Origin of the sequence: Fangia hongkongensis FSC776 = DSM 21703 (assembly GCF_000379445.1) — a bacterium.
GTDB classification, from domain to species: Bacteria; Pseudomonadota; Gammaproteobacteria; order Francisellales; family Francisellaceae; genus Fangia; species Fangia hongkongensis.
On record NZ_KB902255.1, the window covers coordinates 1 to 18,502 of the forward strand.

Annotated in this window: 15 protein-coding genes; 9 read left to right on the plus strand and 6 right to left on the minus strand. The window is 38.0% G+C overall.

Annotated features, from left to right (window positions below; genetic code table 11):
• Window positions 1–203, minus strand: a 203-nt coding sequence (locus A37Q_RS0107630; RefSeq protein ID WP_018299690.1) for a transposase, incomplete at its 3' end; no start/stop codon positions are given.
• Window positions 204–432: 229 nt separating this feature from the next.
• On the minus strand, window positions 433–1,062 hold the full coding sequence (locus A37Q_RS0107635) for a polymorphic toxin-type HINT domain-containing protein (RefSeq protein ID WP_083907014.1): 630 nt from the start codon (window positions 1,060–1,062) through the stop codon (window positions 433–435).
• Between the two features lie 216 nt (window positions 1,063–1,278).
• Here A37Q_RS0107635 and A37Q_RS0107640 point away from each other — a divergent pair, with 216 nt between their 5' ends.
• The 4 genes from A37Q_RS0107640 (at window position 1,279) to A37Q_RS0107655 (ending at window position 3,941) form a co-directional block, all read left to right on the plus strand.
• Window positions 1,279–1,956: a hypothetical protein gene (locus A37Q_RS0107640; RefSeq protein WP_169710253.1), complete on the plus strand. Its 678-nt coding sequence runs from the start codon at window positions 1,279–1,281 to the stop codon at window positions 1,954–1,956.
• Window positions 1,957–2,027: 71 nt separating this feature from the next.
• On the plus strand, window positions 2,028–2,207 hold the full coding sequence (locus A37Q_RS16600) for a DUF29 family protein (protein ID WP_018299693.1): 180 nt from the start codon (window positions 2,028–2,030) through the stop codon (window positions 2,205–2,207).
• Window positions 2,208–2,404: 197 nt separating this feature from the next.
• Window positions 2,405–3,253 carry a polymorphic toxin-type HINT domain-containing protein gene (locus A37Q_RS0107650; RefSeq protein WP_169710257.1) on the plus strand — a complete coding sequence of 283 codons (849 nt, stop codon included), beginning with the start codon at window positions 2,405–2,407 and terminating at the stop codon, window positions 3,251–3,253.
• Between the two features lie 214 nt (window positions 3,254–3,467).
• Window positions 3,468–3,941 carry a hypothetical protein gene (locus A37Q_RS0107655; RefSeq protein ID WP_018299695.1) on the plus strand — a complete coding sequence of 158 codons (474 nt, stop codon included), beginning with the start codon at window positions 3,468–3,470 and terminating at the stop codon, window positions 3,939–3,941.
• 12 nt (window positions 3,942–3,953) lie between these two features.
• Here A37Q_RS0107655 and A37Q_RS0107660 read toward each other — a convergent pair whose 3' ends face one another.
• Window positions 3,954–4,745, minus strand: a complete 792-nt coding sequence (locus tag A37Q_RS0107660; RefSeq protein WP_018299696.1) for a helix-turn-helix transcriptional regulator — start codon at window positions 4,743–4,745, stop codon at window positions 3,954–3,956.
• Between the two features lie 249 nt (window positions 4,746–4,994).
• Here A37Q_RS0107660 and A37Q_RS0107665 point away from each other — a divergent pair, with 249 nt between their 5' ends.
• The gene (locus A37Q_RS0107665; RefSeq protein ID WP_018299697.1) at window positions 4,995–7,358 is read left to right on the plus strand and encodes a glycoside hydrolase family 2 TIM barrel-domain containing protein; all 2,364 of its coding nucleotides are present in this window, start codon (window positions 4,995–4,997) and stop codon (window positions 7,356–7,358) included.
• A 165-nt stretch (window positions 7,359–7,523) separates the two neighbouring features.
• Window positions 7,524–8,810, plus strand: coding sequence for a hypothetical protein (locus A37Q_RS0107670; protein ID WP_018299698.1), 1,287 nt, complete (start codon window positions 7,524–7,526; stop codon window positions 8,808–8,810).
• Window positions 8,811–8,891: 81 nt separating this feature from the next.
• Here the strand turns inward: A37Q_RS0107670 and A37Q_RS0107675 are convergent, their stop codons facing one another.
• The 3 genes from A37Q_RS0107675 to A37Q_RS0107685 form a co-directional block, all read right to left on the minus strand.
• On the minus strand, window positions 8,892–9,224 hold the full coding sequence (locus A37Q_RS0107675) for a hypothetical protein (RefSeq protein WP_018299699.1): 333 nt from the start codon (window positions 9,222–9,224) through the stop codon (window positions 8,892–8,894).
• A gap of 89 nt (window positions 9,225–9,313) precedes the next feature.
• Window positions 9,314–9,655, minus strand: coding sequence for a polymorphic toxin-type HINT domain-containing protein (locus A37Q_RS0107680; protein WP_018299700.1), 342 nt, complete (start codon window positions 9,653–9,655; stop codon window positions 9,314–9,316).
• Window positions 9,639–10,550: a polymorphic toxin-type HINT domain-containing protein gene (locus A37Q_RS0107685; protein WP_083907015.1), complete on the minus strand. Its 912-nt coding sequence runs from the start codon at window positions 10,548–10,550 to the stop codon at window positions 9,639–9,641. The genes A37Q_RS0107680 and A37Q_RS0107685 overlap by 17 nt, the downstream gene beginning before the upstream one ends.
• Before the next feature lie 144 nt (window positions 10,551–10,694).
• Between A37Q_RS0107685 and A37Q_RS0107690 the strand changes: the two genes are divergently transcribed.
• The 3 genes from A37Q_RS0107690 to A37Q_RS0107700 all read left to right on the plus strand — a co-directional run bounded on the left by A37Q_RS0107690 (window position 10,695) and on the right by A37Q_RS0107700 (window position 18,458).
• Window positions 10,695–12,389 carry a hypothetical protein gene (locus tag A37Q_RS0107690; RefSeq protein WP_018299702.1) on the plus strand — a complete coding sequence of 565 codons (1,695 nt, stop codon included), beginning with the start codon at window positions 10,695–10,697 and terminating at the stop codon, window positions 12,387–12,389.
• 74 nt (window positions 12,390–12,463) lie between these two features.
• The gene (locus A37Q_RS0107695; RefSeq protein ID WP_018299703.1) at window positions 12,464–15,808 is read left to right on the plus strand and encodes an RHS repeat domain-containing protein; all 3,345 of its coding nucleotides are present in this window, start codon (window positions 12,464–12,466) and stop codon (window positions 15,806–15,808) included.
• Between the two features lie 25 nt (window positions 15,809–15,833).
• Window positions 15,834–18,458: an RHS repeat-associated core domain-containing protein gene (locus tag A37Q_RS0107700; protein WP_018299704.1), complete on the plus strand. Its 2,625-nt coding sequence runs from the start codon at window positions 15,834–15,836 to the stop codon at window positions 18,456–18,458.
• The last annotated feature ends 44 nt before the right edge of the window (window positions 18,459–18,502 follow it).

Genomic DNA, 18,502 nt, shown 5'->3' on the forward strand with positions numbered 1-18,502 from the left:
CGTAGCTTTTTAAGCTCGCCTTCCATATTATCTGAGCCGCCTTCTTTACTTGGTGAGTAACGCTCAATCCAGGTATAAAAAGTACTTGGCTTCACGCCCAACTCTCTGGCTGTTTGTGCATAAGGTTGATCATTCTCTAAGGCTAAATCAACTGATGATTTCTTAAACTCTTCTGTGTATGTGTCGTATGGTTGTTTGTTCATTGGACAGTCCTAACTTTTTTAACAGGTTACTACGTAATTAGCTGTCCGTAAAAGTGTAACCACTCCAAACATCCTTAAAGTTAGGAATAATATATTGTACGCCACCACCTCGACCATATGCCGGGTTGGCTAGAACAGAGCCGTAAGCAACATCAATATCCGATTGTAGTACATATCTTTGAACTTTTACGCGATACCCTAGCGTTGAATGGGGTTGAACCTGTAGACTTCACCAATGGGACTCAATAAATTTAAGGGGCTTATTAGTGTAAAATTCAGTTTGTCCAGGAACACCGCCATAAACTTCACTTCCAGCGATCAAGCGCGTAGTTTGGTAGCTATCGGCACTGTAATTTGATGAAGTTTGTAATAGCTGGGCATAGTCTATCAGATTTTGTTCGGCTAATTTTTGTGGAAAGTCTCCTTTTCTACGGGGGAGTAGGTCGCGGAACCTTCTAAAAAAGCTGGGCTTCTTTCCATATCCGTCTGGAGGGGAAAATCCACTATCTGAGTCGTTGCTTGGGGTTCTTGCCAGAGGCTGCATTTCCTGACATCCATTGTGCACCCAGACTCCTAGCCTAGATAAAAAGTAGGTGTGCGTATTTTTTACAGATAAATTATATACTCTTTCCGGTTCGTTTGACTGTGTAATATTATGAGCTGTAAGATGCCTATGTCTTATGCTAAAATTTACACCAACTAGGTTGGTTTCTCCAGCTTTCATGAACCCCGCGCCATGGTAATAGAAGGGGTGGTGATATGTGTGGGTGATTTTGGTATTATGCTTGTATTCACTCACCATGACGGATTGCTCTGTATGTTGATATAGATCGTTAACTGGTTGGAAGGAAATTTGCATATAACTTAATATATTGTAAAGTTGTTTTAATAATAGGTAAAATTTGTATGTTATAAATACCTAATGTGGGTAGATTGTGTTGCGCATGTTTCTGTTATAGTTATTTAATTATTTCAACATAAGATAGCTTTTATGTATGCATTTCAAAAAGTAAAAAAGTGCTTTAAGAACACAACTGATACGCTAATGAGTTTGAATTTCGATGAAGATATAATCATGTCAACACCTCAGCACTTATTTTATTATCACCACCTTGGATTTTCTCCTGTGCAGTTTATGGCAAAGTGTGGAAGCCATTATTCTATAGCGTGCCTTAGTATTTCAGCTTCTTCTGTGCATAGGCAGGATGCAAAAGATACGGTTTATAATATAGAAGTAGAGAACTTCCATACCTATTTTATTGGAAGACAAGGTTTATGGGTTCATAACGAGTGTTGGCTAAATAATATGGATATTGATGGATTAATTGCTGATCAAAATACAATAAGATTTGATAAAGATCATTTATACATCCATAAAAAATCAGGTATTGATGAGACGATGGTAGTGAAGAAAAATTCACCAGATATTTTAACCGTCTATACCCGTAGCTCGTGGATTATTCCCATCAAAGAAAGAAGTAATATGAGCGTAATACATAATCATCATGAAGATCACTTAAGGTTACATAATGATACATTTGATCAACAGCACGATCATGTCCATATCAAGTTTGACAGTCCTGTTACACATCAAAATATTGCTGAGATACAAAAACTTTTTATCCAAAATGATGCACAGATAAAGAGGAAGGATTATGATGAGGCTTCACTCTGGAAAGAGCATCAAAGAGAAAGGGGTAACATGATTGAAGAAAGCTTAAGTGATTTTTTGGATAGCGATAGCGATGGTTAGTATCTGAGTGGACTCAGTCAGCAGCACGGCTCAATGAAAATTGCTGAATTATTGCTCATTTATCAAAAGTAATGTATTCTTTATTTAAACAAATGCCTAGTTTGCGCTATAAGGTAGATGGGCTAATTGACGATCTATACTCAATATCTGTTCTAATGGCTGTTGAAGAGACTGGGCTTAAAGAAGAGATTTTCCCAAATGAGTGTCCTTTTTCAATAAAACAGCTTCTGGATTCTAATTTTTATCCATAACAACTTCTTTTTTCTTAAATGCATTAGCCTATTTTTTATTTGATATTTCCCTTGCCCTTTTTTCTCATCTGGAAAGCACCTCAAACAATATGCGTGATTAAGTGGTTTTTATTTAGTGATACGTAGTTTATGTATGACTATTTCATCCTTATTTTGGTATGATTTTTGCACATCCACCTTTTAAAGTATTATATTGCATGCTGAAATTAACATTTAACACGGTAGAAAAAGTATTTACTTATGATCATAAGGCAATTTATGCCGTTGAAAATGAGGGGGGGGAGAAGGTTCATTGCACGGCCAACCATCCGTTTTATGTTGTAAATAAAGGCAAGTTTATTCGTGCTGATAGACTTGAGAAAACGGATCGTATCTTTGAGCTTAAGGATAATAAACTTGCAAATAAATTGAAGGTTAGTGCAACGCAAAAAAGTGAGAAAGTGTATGATCTCACAGTCAAGGATAGCCATACTTTTTTTGTTGGAAAGTCAGGGGTTTGGGTGCATAACAGTAACTATGAAATGGATGTGAAAAATAATTTGGTGGTTGCTTGTGGGGGTAGGCCTTGTATTACTAATGACCACCCAGTAAAATATTTTGACAGTGTAGATTCTAACCCAATGATGAAAGCTACTTTTACAGGTGATGCTGATTCAATAGGTTTTGGCGCTAGAAAGTACAGGTTTATTCTATATGAACACTTTCCAGAAAAACCAAACATTCAAAAAACTTATGAACTTTTAGGTGATCAAGGTGTCGTAATCATAATGGGAAAACTTCATGTATCTAGGGATTGGGAGCACACAGGTTTCAAGGTGCTTCGTTCTGAGTTTAGGCCTAACTCTCGAGATGACTTAGTTGGAGTGCAAGCAGTTGCCAAAGGAGATGTTACCGAAGCTAATATCAGAGAATTTCTTGACCCAATTGCTTATCAAATATATAAAAAGCGTATTATTGATAGTGATGAGAGTTTAAACTTGACGTGTAAAAGCATATTTTATGCTCTTTGCAGGGAATATATCTTCACTCATTTAAAATTCTCATAATATTAGCCTTTTAGTATTTAGCCGATGCAAAAATAACAGATTTTTAGGCAGGTCATATGCATGAGTGCTTCCATTAATGTAGAAAATCACATTGCCTTAAAGACTATTTTCAGCTTATTAACAATTTATACTTAACTTACGTATGTTGATTGTTTTTCATTCAGTTATATTCTTATCAAAAGTAAAACTACAGTGTAAATTAAAAGAGGTTTTTGTGAAAAAATATAAAAATTTATTCGTGGTGGCATTATTATCAGCTGTGCTGGCAGGCTGTGGCGGGGGAGGCTCTGGTGATAATGGATCTAATGGTAATGTGGAAAAGCTATCAGTGCATGGAAATGTTACTTTAACTCCTTATCAATCAGGAGAAATAGAGGTTAATTTGCAACAGTCTATTGAGGCATTGGGTATTGAGGGTGAAAAAATGCCAATTTCTCAAATAGAGAACAAAATTAAGCGTCTAAAGGGGGTGGATGGCCTTCTTTTTTCTCAAAGCTTTAGGCTAGAGCGAGGAAACTGTCCTTTAGAAATAAGTGTTGGAGATGATTGTGAGTTGAAAATAATGGCGATCAATAATGATAATTGGCCAACTAAGAAAACATGGGGATATAGAGAAAAAGATAATAAGAATGATATTGATATTCAAATTGTATTATTAAAAAACTCGGTGCCATCAGTTGATCATTAAAACAGAAAAGAGCTACACCAGCTTTGTAAATGCGGGATTGTAAGTATGATTGTCTAGCAGTTGATATAACTGTGCAGGGGTAAGATTGAGGCGTTGATTAATATTGGTAATATGCGTATTAACAGTAGCTGGAGAAATCATCAGCTTTGTAGCAATTTCTTTAGAAGATAGTCCCTGTGATAATCGGTAATATAAACATTTTAGTTCCATATTTGTGAGCTTTAAGCCAAATTTGGCAATGTTTTGGTTGAAATCATTAGCTGTGTGTTCCAGTTGATCTATTAATACTGTAAAAAATGGATCTTCAATCATTTTGCTTTCAAGTGTAGCTAAATAATCTTGGTACTCACTTTCTAAGTGAATGATAAATGTTTCAAGTGTAGGGATGAGAAAAGACAGTCTGGCATAGTCAATTTTAGTGCTGGAAAAGCCGTACATTTTTATATGTGTATGGGATTTTTTAATAATGATTAGCCCAACATAGCTTGGTTTATCTTCCTCTCCTAGACGTTGTAACATGAATTGATCATCTGCTCGGTCACGGAAAAAAGAATAAGGGGGTAGTGAGTTCAAAGAGCTAAAAAAGGAGAAATGTTGGTATAGCTCAGTATCCCATGACAGCTTTGTATCATGTTCGGAATTCTTAAGAGAAATTATTCCTTTCTCTTGAAGGTTGAAATAAGTAATCGAAGATAACTCAATTCCAAACTCGTTAAGTGGGCTTCCAATAGATAGAAATTTTCTTTGTTGTGATAGCTCGAATCGCATCAATCTTTGTAAGTTGTTGGCTGATATCTCTCTCATCTATTTTTTCATGTTAAATATGACTTCTTTTCAAAGTATATGAAATATTGAGCTAAAAATATACAAATATGGCCTGTGATTTATAATTGCTTATAGATATTGATGTAGGCCAATTTGTTACAGTGAGCTCTGTCAATTAAGACTAGCCAAGTTAATCTACCTAATTTAAGTATTTACTACTTTAGGTTGTTTTTTATACTGGAAAAGATTTCAGATATAATCTCTAACTGTTATTAGGAGAAAACTTCAATGAAAAAAATTAAAATAATATCAAGCGTAATGCTTGTTACAAGTTTATGCAGTTATGGCTTTGCAGCCAAAGCCACTGTTGCGGATGACCCGCCGATACAGGATATCAATCATATTGTCAAAAACTTTAGCATCAAAGTTGAGTTGCCTAGTGGTTTGCCTAAAGATGAAGACTGGACTATTGGAAATAAAACCATAACATATACACTTCAAGGTTGCAGCGATGATTGTACTAATGAAAAAAGCTGGAAAAATGTCTTTGGTTTAGGAGCGCAAGCAAATACAAAAATCACACTTGACTATGCTCCAAAGGCTCTTCATGTCGTTGTGCCGATGTTCGATAGTCAGAGCTTTACGCAGTTTCGACTTTTATTTATGACGTTAAAATATCAGCCTGTAGGTTACATTCCGCTTTCCTTTAAACAAAATGGTAAAACCTACTCTAATAATGGTTCAATTGCTGAGAATGTCTATGCACTTCATTGGGGTGTCGTTCGTGCAGATTTAACTTCCGAGAAGGATGAGAACCCTTCAAGTGCACTTGCCAAACCTGCTCATCCTCCTAAAATTCAAATCAATCCAGCTACAGGGCAAAAACAAATTTATGTTTGGGGTAAAGATAAGCAAGGTGACAGCGAAAAGTATATTCCATTTTTTATTCGTGGGATGGACTATGAGCCAACACCTGTAGGCCAAGTTTATACAGGGAAGGGGGATCCAGTGACGGCGGATAATGAACCTGTTTATTTGGCTAGCTTCAACAAGCAAGGTGGTGGTCAAATTTGCTCACCACTGCAAGGAGGCCCTTATGGGCAATCAAATCAAAGCTATTGTTTTGATACTGATATGACAGGAGAAATGCATCAATATCTTAATAATACTGCACTTGATGGAGCTGTAGAGCGAAATGCACTACTGGAGAAGATGTGGAATCGCGATTTAAGTGTTATGCAGGCAATGGGTATCAATACCATACGAATTTATCATATTGACCCGCTTGTCAGAAACATGACTGATTTTTTAAACCTTGCTCATAAGTATGGTATTTATGTGATTATGCCAGCTCCATCGGAGGCAGATCAGCAGACATTTTCTAAAAGTCCTTTATCTGGAAAGTTATTGAGTTGGGAAGCTATGACAGATAAAGTTAAGGGTAAAAATGGGCAGCCATGGGGTGCACTAATGCAGCTTTCACTGGCAAAATATGCAGCTAACCCAGCTATCCTTGCGTGGGCAGTGGGTAATGAAACTGAGGCAGATAATGGTAAGCAGGATGCAGCAAAGGTCGAACGCTATCTTGCTAGAGTCATTAAAGCCTTTGATCCAGCTATTCTTGTCACTTCCACCAATCAAGACCATTACAATACTAAGGAGAACTGGCAGAACTACTGGGATGTATTTAAAAATACCTCAACAACACCAGAGTCAAGCTATATTGATTTTTACTCCGTCAATACCTACCGTGGAATAAGTGCAAATAAATTGGATTTTGGTGACTTTAAAAACTTCTTGCAAGTATACAACAGTATCAATGATAACATTAAATTACCTCTTTTTATTTCTGAATGGGGAAAATATAGTACTTATGATTGGGGCGATTTTGCTAACAAATGGGGATATGATTTATTATGGCGTATTATTTTACAATCGGCAAATAAGATGAGTTTGCTGGGAGGTGCGTATTTTGAGTTTTCAGATGAGCCTGTTGCAAAAAATCTTGCTGATCAACACTATATGGGTGTTGTAGCTTATAAACTTGGGCAGAACTATGATACCAATCCAATGGTTTCAGATGCACTTGTATTGAAAACAGATGCATATTCGGGCATTAAACTGGGCAATGATGCTGGTGCTCAAAATTATCCAGCATTAGGTCGAGGTAGTTTTGATTCTTTCATTGGTGATAATAAAGAAGTAGCTCACATTATTCTTCCAGATGGAACACTAGTCACTCAGAGCATACAAGATAGTACTATTTCGAAGGTGCCGAATATTGCCTACTGTGCTTATAGTCAATCATCCTCTCCTAATGATATTGATCCAGGGTGTCTGCGATTAGATGCCAGTATCAACCAAGTTCCAAAGTACAACATTTCTATTTCAGTTGCTGCTGGAGAGAAAATACAATCGGTTAATTTAAACGGTGCTCAATTAACAGCAGATTCAAGTGGCAGCTATAGTGCGACTACAACTGGAGTGCTTCAAGTTATCTTGCAAAGTGGCGCTAAGTTACAAGTCGGTTACAGCGACCTTAGCAACATTGATCCTTCCGAGGAAGATAATACGCTACTAAGTTCAGGCTTTAAAGGTGAGCCTAATATTAATTTCCAAAATAATACCTTAAATCTAGCATTGCCTGTGTAGAGGAATACACTCCTTTATTCAATTTCTTAATTTTTTAGTTTTAAATTTGAGACTAAAGATCTATGGTATTTCTCTCACACTCATAGAGTGAAGGGCTGATAGTTTTAAACAGTGTCTATGTTGTATACTATTGGCTAATATAGGCTTCATATGGGGATAAAGGTAATGATGCGAAATTTACTTATTTTGCTTGTGGGGGTGAGTGTAGGAAGCTCTCTTTATGCTGATGCAGTTTTTAGCATTTACAGCTTTCAGCCACAAGCTAATAATCCACTTAAAGTGTCCTACTCTACAGTGTTAAATGGTAAAACTACAAACACTGTGGGAGTAACAGAGCATACAGGACCTGTAACCATTCCAATTCAAAGTGAGCTTATTCATCTCACTTTACGCTCTGCTATAAATTCTAATGTGTATTGCCAATATGATTTGCCCATTAAACCAACTGGAAAAATTGCACCGTTGTCGACTAATGGCAGTTGTCCCGTCCTAGTACTATCTATTCAGCATTATTCAAATGCAAATAATCAAAGTTATACAAACTATGGTTTAACACCTGAAGGCCCAATTGGGCCTAGCGCAAAAGAGCCGCCAACTGTTAAAGTTTCTCAGGTCACATTAAAAGTATGTAATAAATATCCACACAGTGCTTTAGATTCTCAAAATACCATTGTGTGGCTAGAAACTGCGAAAACTATACCGCCGGATAGTTGCCAAGAAGTTGCTGCAAATGAGTATTTTTACCATAAAGGCTCGCAGCAACTACCAAGCTTGCTTGCTTATTACAACCGCATTACGCTTATTTGGCAAGATTTGCAAGAGATATCAAATAAACCAAATAATATTCCTGGAAATAATCAAACGCCAGTTACTATCAATGGAAAAGATTACTTTTTGGGCTATGCAGGACAGGATTATGTCATTGGTATTTTAGAGCTAAATAACACGATAGTTAACCATAAGCTTGATCCGCCATTTTCCAAAGAAAATTCCATTTATAGTATAAATTTTGATAATCAGCAAGCCTATGCTGATGCTAAACTATCTGTGCAGTTTTTAAATCAAAATCAGGCAGTTTATAACTACCAAAACTTAGCCTGTAACTTCAACTCAAAAAGCTACTGCAACAAAGATAACCTTGTTGATATTGGCTCGCATAGCTATTGCTTGGTCAGTACAGATTTCCATGAACCGGATAAGATGCATAAAGCACAAGCATGTGGCGCATCCCCAGCATTTCAAATGCAGGTGAATCAGCAATGTTCCCAACCTGTAAGTATCAATGACTTTCCTAATTATTTGACTAAGCGCGATACCGACTACCCATTTGTTAACTTTGCAAATGCCATGACCTATGAATGTGATTTTGGCGATGGGAAAGTGGGAGATGCAGGTATGTCAGTGAAAACAGGGCATTTTGATACGTTGCAATTAGATGTTTCACCAAATTAAACCGGTGGCCTGTTGGTTTTACTAATACTGGTAGTGTTAAGTTTACCAGCTAAATTTGTTTGAACCCGCTACCTAAAGTGATTAGTGGTAGTGGTGGGGGGGTATTTTCTCCCACTTAAGTGAATAGCGGAAAGGAGAAAAAGGTAATTTGCGTAATAAGGATGGTGCTTTGGAGTTAGAATCTATAGTAAGTGTTGCTTGATATGTTATTGTGTCTACATAACCTTCTGGATTTATATTCCTTAGACCACTAGCGCTTTTCTTTGCACCTCCGGTAGGATCTAAGTTGACTTTTTCAACATATTTTAATTCAAATTCAAATTTCTTCATAGCAGTCTGAGATATCTGAAGCGTTGAAGATATAATAGCTGTTTTTGACTCCAATTTTTCTTTAGGAAGGTCTATTCCTATCAATGTTATCTCTCGAACATTTGATAGAGTGTAATTATAGGAGGGGGTGTCCTCTGTTACTTGACTTGATATGTGTTTTTTTAGAAGCTTACTTATTGGATTTTCAGATTCATTCCCATACCTACCACTAGAATTATGTACCCAAGTGCCTTGTTTTCCCACAAAAAGGTATGTGTATCGTTAACGGTTATATCGTGGACTTGTGTGTTTTGCTGTATTTGCGTGCTTTTTTGCAATGTTGCGAGCTTTGCTTCTAGTTGTATAAGTTTCTCGCCTTCATGCAATTGACCTGCAGGTATGAACTGTTTATGATGGTATGTATAAAAAGGGTGATTTCCGGTACAATGAAACTTCTCATCGTCAATAAGCATTTGATAAATTTTGCTGCGATTATAAGTATATGTAGCTGTAACTCTGTTAAACGTTAGCTTCATTTGGCTCTCCTGTATTTTGATCACTACCAAAGAGCTCCTTTTCCCAGAGTAGGATATTGAGAAGAAAATAAGGTAAGCCGTGCTTCTCAACCTCTTTATTAATTAATCTTCTGCTACTATCGCCACTGGCGTAGATTAATCCTATTCCAGCTCCAATTACCACCATGCCTCCAACATGTAGAAATGTAGCCATTTTTAAAGGCTTGCTAGCTGTATAAGCTATATTATAAGCTGCATTTTTCATAAATGCTGCTATACGTGCCTTTCTAGCTGCTATACGTGCATTTCTTGCAGCTATGGCATCTTCTATCTTCTTATTTGTTATCTCTCTATGATTAGGCTGCATTGAATCGATTGCTATTTGATCTCCTCTAGATACTTGAGTGAGCGTTCTCAGACCCTTGGAGCCTTCACCAAGATACTCAGCTGCAGTAGCAAAAGGGAGATGTTGACTTTCTCTAGTTGGATCTCCACTATAACCAAGCACTTCCATGAGGCTTGTGCTAGGATCCTTGCTATTATGTACCCAAGTGCCTTGTTTCCCCACAAAAAAAGTATGGCTGTCCTTTACGGTTAAATCATAGACATCCTCAATTCTATGGCGGCTCATATTTTTTGCTATGCTGTGACCTGTCAGGCTGACTAATTTATCTTCAGAAGTGAGAAAACTCAATTGAGTAAAGCCTTTATTCTTCACGTAGAACGGATGATTTTCTGTTGCAAAAATACTCTCTATTTTCATAGATGAATTGCTGCAAGCAATGCTCAAACGATAGACTTTCTTTTGCTTAAAAATAAATGTATCAGTGATTTTATTAAACGTTAATTTTTTTAGACTTAAATTACCTGTAGTTGTTGATGCTTTCTCTATATTGCACACTTGACTTGAGCTCACTTTATTTTTTTAGCTGATTGTTTAGGTAAGTATAATTATTTAAGAATTTATACGGCATACGTAGTTTAAGTATTTTAGGCACTTTGTTGTCAATATATAATCAACTTGATAAAGCAAAATAACCAAAATGGGGACATAGTTATTATGAATAATCTAAATAAAATACTTTCACTAATGATGATAGGGGTTGCCTCAGTTGGTAGTCTTTATGCTGGAGAAAATCAGTTAGTGGGCTCAAAGGGAGCATTATCTGCTATAAGTACATGGGATAGAACTATGCTGATAAAAGTAGTAGATGGAAATAAACTTGCTGTTGTTTTTACAAAATCTATGCAAGATAAAGCTATATTTCAACTGCAAGAGAATAAGGGTACTAAAATTATTTTGCTTGGCACTACAGCAAGTGGGGAGAAAATAAATATTAGTCATTTTTCCTTGGTAGATATAGTTAGAGGTAAGGTTATATCTCTTCCTCTGGGAGAAAGCTTTGTTAGTTTCCAGCTAATTTCAACAACTAAAGATGATCTGCAGTTGCTAAAATCCACAGATGTTATGCCGATAAGCAGCCGTATAAACTTAAATGTAACACCCGAGACTTCGAAAAGGGTTATTAAAACAGCAGGTGCATCACTTCCAGATTTGGATGATTTATCTATTGAGTTAGAAAACTCTAAGCTTTCCACTGTATATAATAATGGTCAACAGCAATTAGCTTTTTCACTGACAAGTTCAGGAAGAGATGGCCAAAGATTTTGGTCAGGGACTGAGGCTCAGTTAAACAACTTGCAATTTAGCTATAAAGACGGCAATGTAATTTGTACGGGAGTAAGTTATGAGGCTATTGCTAAAGCCACATCTGAGGGAAAAGATTATTTTCCACCTCAATGTAAGGATAATGAAGGTAAACAGGGTAAAATATCATTTCGAACTAGTTTAGATACAGAAAACGCCTTCTTGCCAGGAAAGAGAACTTCATCCCAACAGGGCTTGCTATCACAATTACAGGAGAACTTAAATGCTAGGATGACACAGTTGCTAGCAAGTGATTCGAACGCGCCTACACAAAAAATCTTATATGTGAAGGTTAACTATGATCCTCGTAATCAGGGGGATGCAAAGTTAACGGTAACGATTCCAGCATCACAAAATGGCAGTGGGATGGAAAGGTCTGATACAGCGAGCTTCACGATACTAGATACTACCGAGGTTACAAAGTGGTATCAGAATAATCTATATATTAATCGTGGTGGCCTTCTTCCTCCTCCCTTTATTCTAGACTTAGCAGCAAATGCTCAACCTACTGAAAAAAGAATAGTAATAACTGGCCAGCCTGACAGGGCCGGAGCAACTGGGAATATAAACTATCAATTAACTTCTCCTTATATTGTTAATGACTATGGATATTTTAAAAGCTTAGGGGCGCCAAATACTCATGCAAGTGGTCATACCTATTATGGACATAACTTCCATCAGGAAGGTGGATTATATGGTGCTTTTTATGTTTTTGATATGAATGAGAAAAATAAAGAATATCAATCTTTGCATTTTCAAGCTTCGATGTGGGCAGGTTGGGGTACTGGTGGTTTATGGTGGGTGTGGTTTAAAAGCATACAGCCAAGAGTATATTCAGATTCAGTTAATATTGCTGGATATGATGCATGGGGTAACGCTTTCTCCTTTGATGGAAAACCGCTTTCTCTATCTATTCATTGGGGGGGAATTCAGTTTCCTACTGAACAAAGAGATGATCGTGATCAAAGTTGGAGTGCATGTATTCCAAGTGGAGCCCTTGGAGTTACTAATGGCGCATCTGGATCTTATTCAGTAGTAACTTGTTAAGTAATACACGCCTTTTACTGTCATAAATTAATCTTCTTAAAATAAATATTGGAAATAAATATCTAGGAGTTGGGATGTATCAAAAGAAAATTATTGCATCAATAATATTAATGAGTGTTGTGCTGGGTGCTTATGCTGAAAGTGGCAACTCTCAAGAAAAAGGAATGGATAAATCATCTTCAAATGAAGTGAGTGCAAGTGCAGTTAGAATATCCGATAGCGATGCAGGAAAAGCGGTAAGTGCGGCGTATCAGTATCAGTCAATTGGGGTGAACTCACGTACTGGAACGCTTAGCTTGAGTGTGCCACTCGGTGGGCTTAGCATGCTCGGGCGCTCGCCAGATTTCACGCTAATGGCTTCTTATTCTCAAACAATTGTACCTGACAGTGGTTACAGACTTGCTAATCACTTTCAGTTAGCACTGCCAAGTTATAATATAAAGAATAACACAATAATGTCATCAACAGGGCAGCAGTTAATTGTCGATGGCGTGTTAAACAGCGGAAGTGGCTATACTAAGCAAAAGTTTAAATATCATAAGCTGCAAGATGTTGAGTTCTACTATAACACCACAAGTGGTAAGCCAGTCATTAAGGGCTCTTATTTATTATACCCTGACCATAAAGAGTATTTTAATACCAAAGGCCTAATCGATAAGATTGAATATGACAGTGGTGCACGGTTAACTTTTCAATATAATGAAAGTTATCGTCTTGCTTCCATAACAGCTTGGGTGCCAAATCAAGCAGGCATTTTACAGCAGGTCTCTAGTATTAAGCTTTCAAATGGTGCTAGTCCTCGTACAGTCACATCCGAGATTGGTAACGGTCTATCCTTTGTGACGGATCTTGAATATGAGAACAATGAGCTTACGGCGGTAACTTATAACAAACAAACCTATGGTGATTTATATCGTACGGTATATGGACATGATAGCAATACGGGACTGATTACTAGTGTTACAAATGCATTGACAGCAAAAACTGAGATCAGTTACGGCACAATTAAAGCTAGGCTATCTGATAATACAAAAGAGACTTCTATGCCGGTGGTAACAAAGCTTAAAAGGCTACCACGTACGCCAGATGAGCAAGCGGTTGTTACAGAGTATGCCTATGGGGATGTGTTTCAAAGTGATGGTAATTACACCGGTAATAATTATACAGGCTATCCAAAATATGTCCTTAATACCAAACCAGAGGCAGCAGATGCGCTGTTTAACAATAATGCTAATGGTTATGAATATGTAACACAAACAAAATCGATTGCTGCAGATGGCAGTACGGTAATTACACGTGAGACTTATAACCACAAAGGATTAATGGTTTCTAAGCTTTTAAGCACAGGAACAGGTGATAAGGTCATTGAAACGAATTTGAGTTATTGTGACACGCCAGTTTATGGTGTCTCTCAGAACTGTAGCGAAATCAGGGACAATAGTGCAACCTATCAGCTGCCAAAATTCACTGAAGCGACGAGTTATAGCAAAGATATTAATGGTAATACCGTGCGTACTACTTCAGTGACAACGGAGAAGAAATACAATGATGCAGGCTCTGTAACCTACAGTAAAGCGCCTAATGGCACGGTAACAACAACAAGTTACTACGATGAGATTAATTCTCAGAAGCTATTTGCAATTTATCCAAAAGAAGTGGTGGTAACGACAGCTGATGGCTATAAACATAAAAGTGAAAATAACCTTGAGTTATTTAACGTTGCCGTTAAGCCATCTGAAGCGGGTGAAGAAGAGATTTTTTCGATGCCAAAAATCACCAGTACAACTTCTTATTATCAGGCTCAGGGAGCGACCAGCTATTCAGCATTAAAAGAGTCGATTACTGATTGGTCAGCAAATCCGCTTAAGCTTGCCTATGGTACTACGCCATACTCCTCGGGTTTACCCACTTATAGTATTACTAAAGCGCTGACAGCAAACAATAAAGGGATGAATGCCAAATTAGCACAAAATTATGGTGAACCTGAGATAACGATGAAACATCTCTCTTATTTAAGCCCGGCAAAAGGGGTATATATGACAGGGAGCTTAAATAAACAGATGATGCCGAATATCGCTTCTGTCTCTGTTTATAATAGCCATACAGGTGCACTTTTATGGAGTCTTTCAGGCGATGCAGCTATTTTGACAAAAGATGATCAAATCAATCCTGATATCGTCATCTCTAATAAAGAGCTTAATTTCTCGGTACTCGATAAAGGTATTAAAGAGAATCGTTTGCAAGTTTCCCGTCAGAGCTATGATGCTATGGGAAGGGTGGTTGAGACAACAAGCTATGTTGTTGGAGATAATGATACGGTTAATGCACTTAGTATGCATAACTACTATGGAACACAAAGCGGCTATATGTGGCAGTTAAGCCGTGATGCACTTGGTAATATCCAAGCGAATATCTATAACAGTCAAGGTGCGCTTTTAGAGTCGTATGATAACAGCTCCGGTAAAGATGGTGGCTTAATTACTGACACGTTGCCAGAGTCAATTAGCTTAAACTGGATTCAAAGCACACTTCGTTTGGTTGCCAAGAATAGCTATAACCGTGCAGGCAAGCTAATTGAGCAAATCTCGATGGTCAAAGATGGTGGTAGTAATTTTGCCACAGCTGATACTGATAACGGTTATTATAATAAAACCACCTACCGCTATGATAATAAAGGGCGGGTGATTAAAGCGACAACTTTGAGCTCCATGTCAAGCTATGATGAAACAGGCAAGACACTTTCAAGTGATGAGATTGAACAGGCAGCATTTGCGATTTACTTTGATAAAGCACCGGCTGGTTTGAATAACAGTCAAAATAAAGGCTACACGGTGAAATTCAGTGCTGTGAAATTGCCTTCTGGTAAATATCAGGTGAATAGCAATGTTGCGGTATCAGTGGTTGATTACACAGTGGATAGCCCATCAAATGCACAAGTGATCGAAAGCTATGTTATTCCTGAGCCTCAAGGAGATAAAGGGCAATTCAGTGTAAGTGAGCAGCAAGAGATGGGCTTAAAGCTTCTTTTACAAATCAATCATGGATTGTGTCACAAAACAGCTGGAGTGTGTGAAGTTAATAACAACCAGACATCGGGTTATTACAGTAAATCTGAATATTTCTATAATGGTCTTGGTTTATACCAAGCGGTTGCCTCGCCAATTGAAACCACCATTAAGCTACAAAATGACCCAGTTGCCAAAAAGCAGCAAGTGCAATTGATTAAACAGAGTAAGTATTATCCAGAGCTAAATAAACAAGTTGAACAAGTCGCTGCAATCAAATATGAGCCAAATATGACACGCGCGAGTTATCAAAGTGGTGCAACCATATTAGCAAAAAGGGTGACGCACACAGATCCATTGTCAGATAAGAGTGTTTGTGTGTCGATTGGTTTAGATGCAGATTCATGTGTTTAGTTGATAAAAGTGAGGGTATAGATAAATGAATAAATTTACAAAAAAAGCGCTTTGTGTCTTGTTAAGCTCAGCACTTGTTAGCGCAGGAATGACGCAAACTATCGCACAGTATAAATATAACATTTATGGTGAAATGACTAAATCGATTGATGCTGGCGGTAAGGCTTCTCAAGTTGCTGCTTATAATGTCTTTGGACAGCCAACGGCAACCATTGACCGTATGGGTAATGTTTCTCATATGAAATATGATGCTAATGGTAATGTTATTGCCAGCTGGATTGATAAAGCAAATGGAAATATAAGTAATAATGTCAATGAGCAAGCGTCACCTGAGTTTACCAAGGATAACTACCTGATTACTTCAGAGTATCAAGATATCGCAGGTGTACAAAGACTGGTAAAAATAGAAGACATTAACGGCTCTATTACTCATCAGTATTATCCTGATGGTCAGGGTAAGTCAGTGTCGTATCAGGATAAAAATGCTCAAAGAGGTTCAAGAGAGTTTCAGTATCGCTATGACAGTGTAAATCGCACAGATACGTTAACCGAGCTTGTCAATGGTGAGAAAAGCTATCAAACAGATATGATTTATGGGAGCGATGGGAAACTTGAATATAAAACGATCTATGATGAAAAACAAGGTCATAAGCCGATGATTCAGGATCATTACTTATATGAAGATACCGTGCATCCGGACAGATTAAGCAGTATTGTACGCCAGTATACCAATAGCACAGGCGAACTTGCGGGTAAGCTTACCTATACATACACCTATGATATGTTGGGACGTAAAAATGGAATGAAGGTGACTGCTGGAGTTGGAAATAAAGAAGGCGATCTTCTCTATGAGGAGAGCTATATCTTTAACACAGCAAATCAAATTGACACTTATACTCAGGATTATGGTAATAATCAAAAGACCATCTCGCATTATACATATGGTATTCCTGAAGGCATAAATGGTGCCTCTGAAGTGCTGTTGTCCTATAAGATTGATCCGGCATCTACAGTCTATCCACAGATGATGGTAAATGAAGGTCAAGGGCCAGATAAGAAAGAGCAGGTTGTGTTTGTCACAGGACAAAACTACCAATATACCGACAACTATGGCCTAAAAGAGATGCAGACAAGTTATAAACATAATCTGCAAGATACCTCTGAGCATACCTTAAGCTTCAGTTATCGTTATGATCCTGTCTATAAGGATAGGGTTATTCATATTCAAGATTCTAGCCAACCAGATGTGACAGGTGAGTTTAAATATGACGCTGAAGGGAATGTAACAATAGATCAGTGGGGCACACGTTATATTCACAATCCGCTACGCCAGTTAGAGGAGTTAATCCCTGAAGCGGATACAGGTAAAACACGCACAAAATATACCTATAACACTAGTGGTAAGATGAATAGCGCGATACCAGAAGACGGCAAGCACTCCCCTGTCTATTATAACTACTCAGGTGGCAAACTTGCTTCACAAACCCAGAACATTGATGGGCAAAGTGTTACAGCAAACTATTTTGGTAATGTTACTTTGTATGATCAAAATCACAGTGATAAGAACCGTGTTAATTTTGTTAGCTATCGACAAGATGTGGTGCGCTCGATGAATCTTGATAGTGCCAACTCTGAGAAGTATGTTTATACACCATATGGTATGCAAAGCAATATTGATGCTTATAGAGATTCTAGAAATAAGACACTCAATATTCTTGATAATATCTTTGGCTATACCAACCAGATATTTGATCCAGCAGCACAAGGCAATCAAATGGGTGGCAAACGCCTGTGGGATCCAAAATACGGCATTTCTGTGTCTCACGATACGATTAAACAAGATAATCCGTATATGACAATGCATGGCAATCCGATGGCTTATATTGATCCAACTGGGAATTCTGTTATGGGGGATTTATGGGGAGCACTCACTAGTTGGCAAACATATGCTATTGCAGGTGTGGGTATTGCTGCTGCAGGTGTGACAGCTGTTAGCCTTGGAGCATTAGCTGCCCCTACTACAGCTGCAGCAACTGCTGCTATTGCAGGGCTAGCCGGAGGTGCTGCAGGTCTAGCTAGCGCATCAACATCTGCAGCACTTTATCATCAAAACTGGGCAAAGCATATGCATGACAGTGGCTGGATTGATGTAACCTTAGGAGCGGTAGCAGCAGGTGCTGCTGGTGGAATAACTGGGACAGTGGCAAAAGGCGTTTTAGCAGGTGCTGCAGTAGATGCTGCATCTGGTTCTGCACAGTCAGCCGTAACTCAAGGGTTAATGATTGCTACAGGTCAGCAAAATCAGTTTGATTGGGATCAATTTGCTGTGGACTCGATAATGAATACAGTGACGATTGCTGCAAGTGTAGGGGCAGCAAGGTTGGGTGAACATATAGGCTCTAGGTTATCTAATAGCAGTCAGCAAGGTGCTTGCTTTACTGGTGAAACAGTGGTGTGGGTCAGGCGTCGCCGTGCAGATGGCAGCTCTCGCTTTCTGGGCGAAATGTTCTCAGAGTATGACATTGTTGAGATTGAAGTCGAAGGGGCGATGCATGAGATTATCCTTCTGCCAATTTGCTTAATTGAAGTTGGTGATGAAGTGCTATCCATGCCAGAGGACTATCGTCCAGAGCTTGATGAAGCTGCTTAATGATAGCTACTGCCCAAGTGACTAATGAGTTAGTATAATGAATA